This window comes from Pseudomonas syringae group sp. J254-4 (assembly GCF_032586855.1).
GTDB classification, from domain to species: Bacteria; Pseudomonadota; Gammaproteobacteria; order Pseudomonadales; family Pseudomonadaceae; genus Aquipseudomonas; species Aquipseudomonas amygdali.
On the sequence record NZ_JAWHOO010000015.1, the window covers coordinates 145,744 to 151,965 of the forward strand.

Below are 6,222 nucleotides of genomic sequence, written 5' to 3' on the forward strand. Positions count from 1 at the left end.
GGATGAGCAATCCGCAAAGGCTCACCGTTTCAACTTATCCCCAACTCCCGCTTCACCAGCTTCACCAGTTGCTTGGTGTTAAGCGGCTTGAGCAGGAAGTCCACCACGTTCAAGTGCATGGCATCGATGGCATCGCGCACGTTGGCATCGCCGGAGACGATAATGATCGGCAGTTCGGCGCGATCCGACTCCCGTACCTTGCGGATCAGGTCCAGCCCGTCGAAAGGCGCCATGCGCAAATCGGTGATCAGCAGTCCGATGGACTGACGCGTCTGGATCATTTCAAGCGCGCTGTCGCCACCGGGTGCGGTCATGCAACTGATGTCATTGAGGCTCAGAATTTCGGCCAGCAGCTCTCGCGCGTCGCTGTCGTCATCGACGATCAGAACTCGTTGCGGTGCGTCACGGGCGGGCGTGAGCATGACCTCATGGAGGGCATTACGCTCTTCATCGCTCAAAATATCGTGATCAATCATTGCAATCTCATCATTCCCTGAACTAATCCGACAGCAGATATGGATAAATCTGCGATGCATTTCGTCGGCATCCTGGCCAGTCTTCGCTCGCAATCCATTGCGTTCGTCAAATCAGTTACGCCGCAGCAGGCACGGCACTGTCACTCGGTTCAAGCGTAAGACTTACGTCCAATGGGCACCTGGCTGCAAGCGGCCGACCATGAGCACCAATAACAAGAACGCGGAACAGGCCATGAGCAAGGCAGATGCTTTCACCCAGGCAGGCAAGACAGCCGTGCTACAGAACATACACGGCACCATGCAGTTTCTGCAAAAATTCCCGCCTTTCAACCAGATGGAAAACGCGCATCTGGCGTACCTCGTAGAGCAGTGTCAGCTCCGGTTCTATGCTGCGGATGAAAGCATCATCAAGCCTGGCGATGGCCCGGTAGAGCACTTTTACATCGTCAAGCAGGGGCGAATCGTCGGTGAACGTCCGCATTCTGCCAAAGGCGGCACAGAAACAACATTTGAAATTACCACCGGCGAGTGTTTTCCACTTGCGGCCCTGCTGGGCGAGCGTGCCACTCGCACTGAACACCTGGCTGCAGAAGACACCTTCTGCCTGCAATTGAACAAGCAGGCTTTCATCAAGCTATTCGCGCTTTCCACAACGTTTCGCGACTTTGCCCTGCGCGGCGTCAGCAGCCTGCTGGATCAGGTCAATCAGCAGGTCCAGCAGCGCGCCGCTGAAACCCTGGGCACGCAGTATTCCCTGAATACACGTCTGGGCGAACTGGCCATGCGTCACCCGGTGATGTGCAGCCCTGAAACACCCATGCGCGACGCGGTGAAACTGATGCATGAACAGCAGGTAGGCAGCATCGTGATTGTCGACGAGCAGCAGGCCCCGCTGGGGATTTTTACCCTGCGCGACCTGCGTGAGGCAGTTGCCGATGTGAATGCCGATTTCAGCGCGCCGGTCAGACACACCATGAGCCTGTCGCCGTTCCATCTGAGCCCGGACGCCAGCGCATTCGACGCGGCCATCGCCATGACCGGACGTCACATCGCCCACGTGTGCCTGGTCAGAGACGGGCGATTGTGTGGCGTGGTATCGGAGCGCGATTTGTTTTCCTTGCAACGGGTCGATCTGGTCCACCTGGCGCGGACCATCCGCAATGCGCCGCGTATCGAGGCGCTCGCCGGTTTGAGGGGCGATATCGTCCAGTTGGTCGACCGCATGCTGGCCCATGGTGCCTCTTCGACCCAGATAACCCAGATCATTACCCTGCTCAATGACCACACCGTGTGCCGCGTGATCGAGCTGACGCTTGCAGAAAATGGCGACCCCGGCATTGCATTCAGCTGGCTGTGCTTTGGCAGCGAAGGCCGTCGCGAGCAGACGCTGCATACCGATCAGGACAACGGCATTCTGTTTGAAGCCAGCGATGCGGCGGAGGCAGAGCAGATCCGCACGTTATTGTTGCCGATTGCCGAACGTATCAATCAGAGCCTGGCACAGTGCGGTTTTACCCTGTGCAAGGGCAACATCATGGCCGGCAACCCCGACCTGTGCCTGTCCCGGCTCGAATGGTCACAGCGCTTTGCAGCCTTTATCCGCGAGGCAACTCCGGAGAACCTGCTGGCATCGAGTATCTATTTCGATCTGCGCGTGGTCTGGGGCGATGAGAGCGGCGGCGAGCAACTGCGCCGCGGCATTCTTGATCAGGTAGCAGACAACAAGCTGTTCCAGCGCATGATGGCCGAGAACGCACTGCGCCAAAGGCCGCCGGTGGGCCGCTTCAAGGATTTCGTCCTGGCGCGCAAAGGCAGCGAAAAAGACACCCTGGACCTCAAGACCGAAGGCCTGACGCCCTTTGTCGACGGTGCGCGCCTGCTGGCGCTTGCCAATGGTGTCGGCGTCAACAATACCCAGGAACGCCTGCGCCAACTGGTCGAACGTGAAGTCATCGACCCCCTGGATGGCGCTGCGTATGAAGAGGCGTACCACTTCATTCAGCAGACCCGCATGCAGCAACATCAATTGCAAAGCCGCCAGAACCTTCCTTACTCCAACCGCATCGACCCTGACACGCTCAACCATCTGGACAGACGCATTCTGCGCGAATCGTTTCGCCAGGCGCAGCGACTGCAAACCAGCCTGACCCTGCGTTATCAACTATGAACCTGTTCGAATGGCTCAAGCCGCGCGCGAAAAAGACACCCTTGCAAGCGCATCAACTGGATCGCCTCAAAAAGCTGCCGGTCTGCGCGCCCCTCAGCGACAAGCCGTTGCGCCAACAGCGCTGGGTCGTGCTGGACCTTGAAACCAGCGGCTTGAACATGAACCGCGATCAAGTGCTGTCCATCGGTGCGGTCGTAATTGAAGACGGTGCCATCGATCTGGGTCAACAGTTCGAGCGTACGCTGTTGCGCGTCGACCACAAGGTCAGCCCGGCCGTGCTTATTCATGGTTTGGCGCCCAGTGCGATTGCCGCGGGCAGCGAGCCGGCCGAGGCGTTGCTGGATTTCATGGAGTTCGTCGGCGAAAGCCCGATTCTGGGTTTTCATGCGCCGTTCGATCAGCACATGCTGTCGCGCGCACTGAAAGAAAGCCTGGACTACCGCTTGCGGCATCCGTTTTTCGATGCCGCAGAAATAGCCCCGATGCTCTGTGAACAAGCCAACCTGCGTCACGCAGGGCTGGACGACTGGACGCAGTTTTTTGGCCTGCATGCCGAAGAGCGTCACAACGCCAGCGCTGATGCACTGGTCACCGCAGAGCTGGCGCTGATTCTGTTCAGCCACGCCCGTCGTCAGCAGATCGACAGCCCGCGGCTACTGGAAGAGCGCCTTGGGCAATGGCGCAGACGTAAACAATCGCACTCGTTTTGACTGCGACCTGCGCTCAGCTCTGGGAAATGGTCTTGGCGATTACATCCACCGTCGCGTCCACCTGCTCGCGGTAACGCTTGAGCTCGACCTTGTGCAATTGCTCAAGCTCGATTTGCTGCGAACAGAGGTTCAGCGCTGCCAGAACCAGCAGACGGTCGCCGATCAACGTCGGGTATTTGCGCTTGGTGTCGGCCAGCGACGCGTTGAGCATCGCGGCGGCCTTCATGAGGGTCAGGTCTTCACCGGCCGGGGCTTTGACCGAGTACTCATTACCCAGAATGGTGAGAACGGTTACACCGTTGCCATCGACGTTCATGCGCCAACAGCACTTGCGCTGGTCGCGCGGTCAACCAGTGCCTGGATACGGGCGGCGGTGCTGCCCTGCTTCTCTTCCTGCTCCATCAGGCTCAGTTGCAAGTTCTCGTTCTCGTCCTTGGCTTTTGCCAGCTCGGCACCGAGCTGTGCATTTGTGTCTTGAAGGGCCTGGTTCTGTTGCACCAGATCACCGACAAGTTGTTCCAATTGGCTAAGGGAGGCTTCCAACATTTTGATTTCTCGAGCAAATTTCAACGGGCGCGTACGATAAAGAAAAGTCGCTGCGCATGCCAGCGCTCAGGCTTTGATACTGATCTGTCATGACGTTGACATGTCCATAACGTAGACGCGTAGGGGGCTTGTGACTACGTATTCGGAATCCGGTTCCTGCTGTTCGTCAGACCGTCCCGAACTGCGACAAATGCGCACAGCCAATGAGCAAACTGACATCACCCTAATCCCCCTCAACCCAGTCTTTTCAAGGGTTTGTGCGAATGTTTGTCATATTCAAAAATAACCGCCAGTAATAAGTCGTCAATATTTAGTGCCTGCTGACTCAAGACGTTAGTCGCATGACCGATAGGCAGCCATTCACTGCATTCCCTTCACCGTTAAATCGCATGGATTGCGTACCTGACCCTGGAAGCTTTCTATGTCCCTGCGAAATATGAACATCGCGCCCCGAGCGTTTCTTGGATTTGCCATGATCGGCACACTCATGTTGATTCTGGGTGTATTTGCACTGTCTCAGATGAGCAAGATCCGTGGCGCCACTGAAGTGCTGGCCGACAACAATGTGCCGAGCATCAAGAGCCTTGACCGATTCGCTGAAGTCAGCATTCGTTTGCGCGTTCTGTCCTATCGATTGCTGGTCAACCGCGACCCGGAAACCCAGCAGAAAACCATCGAGTTGATGGCGATGCGCAACAAGCAGATCACTGACGCTCAGGCGATTTACGAGAAGCTCATCAGCGATCCCGACGAGCGCAATCTTTACAGCCAGTACGTACAACTGCTGGGACAATATCGCCAGCTTGAAGAGCGCCTGAAGACCCTGACTCGCGCCAACAAGATCGATGAATTGCAGGGCCTGCTCAATAACGAAATGCTCAACAACTCCGACCAGATGAATGTTGTGCTCAGCAAACTGGTGGAGTTCAACACGGCTCAGTTGAACCAGGTGAAGAAGGATGCGTCCAGCGAGTACGATTCGGCATTCAATCTGGTCGTCGGACTGTTGATCGCTGCCACCCTGCTGACCATCGTGTTTGCCTGGATGCTGATCAAAAGTATTACCACGCCGATTGCCACAGCTCTGCATGCAGCGGAGACCATCGCGCAAGGCAACCTGACCCGGCCGATCGAGATCGACGGCACCGATGAAGCAGGTCGTTTGCTGCTGGCCATGAAAACCATGCAGGACAAGCTGCGCGATACGTTGCAGGGCATTTCCGGTTCGGCCACGCAACTGGCCTCGGCTGCTGAAGAGCTCAATGCTGTCACCGACGAAAGTGCACGCGGGCTGGTGCAGCAGAACAACGAAATCGAGCAGGCGGCCACCGCGGTGAACGAGATGACCAGCGCCGTGGAAGAAGTCGCACGCAATGCCGTCAGCACGTCCCAAGCGTCGCGCAATGCTGCGACATCTGCTGGCGACGGTCGTGATCTGGTTCAGGAAACCGTCAGCGCCATCGAACGCATGAGCGGTGATGTGAAAGATACTGCTGAACTGATCATCAACCTGGCCAGTGAATCGCGTGATATCGGCAAGGTGCTGGATGTGATTCGCGGCCTGGCCGACCAGACCAACCTGCTCGCCCTTAACGCCGCCATCGAGGCTGCACGCGCCGGTGAGGCCGGGCGTGGCTTTGCTGTAGTCGCCGACGAAGTCCGCGCCCTGGCGCACCGTACTCAGCAATCGACCAGTGAAATCGAACGCATGATCGGTAGCATTCAGAGCGGTACGGAGCAGGCGGTGAGCTCGATGCGCAACAGCACAGAACGCGCCGAATCGACCTTGAACATCGCCAAGGGCGCAGGCTTGGCGCTGAACACCATCAACGTCGCGGTAGAAGAGATCAACGAACGCAACATGGTCATCGCCAGTGCTGCCGAAGAGCAGGCGCAAGTCGCTCGCGAAGTGGACCGCAACCTGGTCAACATCCGCGACCTGTCCGCACAATCCACCACCGGCGCCAACCAGACCAGCGCGGCCAGCACCGAGCTGTCACGCCTCGCCGTGGACCTCAACAGCATGGTGTCGCGCTTCGCGCTTTAAACACGCGAAAACTCAACTAGCGTGTCGGCGCTCCGCGTCCTCTTGCGACGCAGAGCGTCGAGAGCTGCATTACCACGCTGAATCCCGACTATAGTGCGGCGCTCCGCGTCGCATGCCGTTCTGGACGCTTCGCGTCCTCTTGGCGATGCAGAGCGTCGCGAACTGCATTACCACGCTGGAGCGTGGGAACGATCATCGCAACTATCGTGCGGCGCTCCGCGTCGCATGCCTTTCTGGACGCTCCGCGTCCTCTTGGCGACGCAGAGCGTCGAGAAC

At 57.9% G+C, this 6,222-nt stretch carries 6 protein-coding genes and 1 pseudogene; 4 read left to right on the top strand and 3 right to left on the bottom strand.

Features of this window, described 5'->3' with window-relative positions; all coding sequences use genetic code 11:
* Positions 1-29: 29 nt before the first annotated feature.
* Positions 30-476 (bottom strand): response regulator, encoded by a 447-nt coding sequence (locus RYB09_RS18490; RefSeq protein ID WP_057403209.1) that lies wholly within the window; start codon positions 474-476, stop codon positions 30-32.
* 232 nt (positions 477-708) lie between these two features.
* Between RYB09_RS18490 and RYB09_RS18495 the strand changes: the two genes are divergently transcribed.
* Both RYB09_RS18495 and RYB09_RS18500 read left to right on the top strand, forming a co-directional pair.
* Positions 709-2,643, top strand: coding sequence for a putative nucleotidyltransferase substrate binding domain-containing protein (locus RYB09_RS18495; RefSeq protein WP_005735054.1), 1,935 nt, complete (start codon positions 709-711; stop codon positions 2,641-2,643).
* Positions 2,640-3,353 (top strand): 3'-5' exonuclease, encoded by a 714-nt coding sequence (locus RYB09_RS18500; protein ID WP_316889677.1) that lies wholly within the window; start codon positions 2,640-2,642, stop codon positions 3,351-3,353. The genes RYB09_RS18495 and RYB09_RS18500 overlap by 4 nt, the downstream gene beginning before the upstream one ends.
* Positions 3,354-3,366: 13 nt before the next feature.
* Here RYB09_RS18500 and RYB09_RS18505 read toward each other — a convergent pair whose 3' ends face one another.
* Both RYB09_RS18505 and RYB09_RS18510 read right to left on the bottom strand, forming a co-directional pair.
* A complete protein-coding gene (locus RYB09_RS18505) occupies positions 3,367-3,669 on the bottom strand; it encodes a cell division protein ZapA (RefSeq protein ID WP_005735052.1) in 303 nt (100 codons plus the stop codon).
* Positions 3,666-3,899, bottom strand: a complete 234-nt coding sequence (locus RYB09_RS18510; RefSeq protein WP_002555595.1) for a hypothetical protein — start codon at positions 3,897-3,899, stop codon at positions 3,666-3,668. Before RYB09_RS18510 ends, RYB09_RS18505 begins: the two co-directional genes overlap by 4 nt.
* A gap of 487 nt (positions 3,900-4,386) precedes the next feature.
* On the opposite strand from RYB09_RS18510, the pseudogene RYB09_RS27285 reads away from it, so the two are divergent.
* A pseudogene (locus RYB09_RS27285) lies at positions 4,387-4,815 on the top strand (MCP four helix bundle domain-containing protein); the annotation flags it as partial.
* Positions 4,816-5,946: a methyl-accepting chemotaxis protein gene (locus tag RYB09_RS18515; protein ID WP_410478318.1), complete on the top strand. Its 1,131-nt coding sequence runs from the start codon at positions 4,816-4,818 to the stop codon at positions 5,944-5,946.
* Positions 5,947-6,222 lie beyond the last annotated feature (276 nt).

Bases quoted from the DNA above. Each gene is read 5' to 3' on its own strand.
- RYB09_RS18490 (WP_057403209.1), bottom strand. From the start codon at position 476: ATGATTGATCACGATATTTTGAGCGATGAAGAGCGTAATGCCCTCCAT.
- RYB09_RS18495 (WP_005735054.1), top strand. From the start codon at position 709: ATGAGCAAGGCAGATGCTTTCACCCAGGCAGGCAAGACAGCCGTGCTA.
- RYB09_RS18500 (WP_316889677.1), top strand. From the start codon at position 2,640: ATGAACCTGTTCGAATGGCTCAAGCCGCGCGCGAAAAAGACACCCTTG.
- RYB09_RS18505 (WP_005735052.1), bottom strand. From the start codon at position 3,669: ATGAACGTCGATGGCAACGGTGTAACCGTTCTCACCATTCTGGGTAAT.
- RYB09_RS18510 (WP_002555595.1), bottom strand. From the start codon at position 3,899: ATGTTGGAAGCCTCCCTTAGCCAATTGGAACAACTTGTCGGTGATCTG.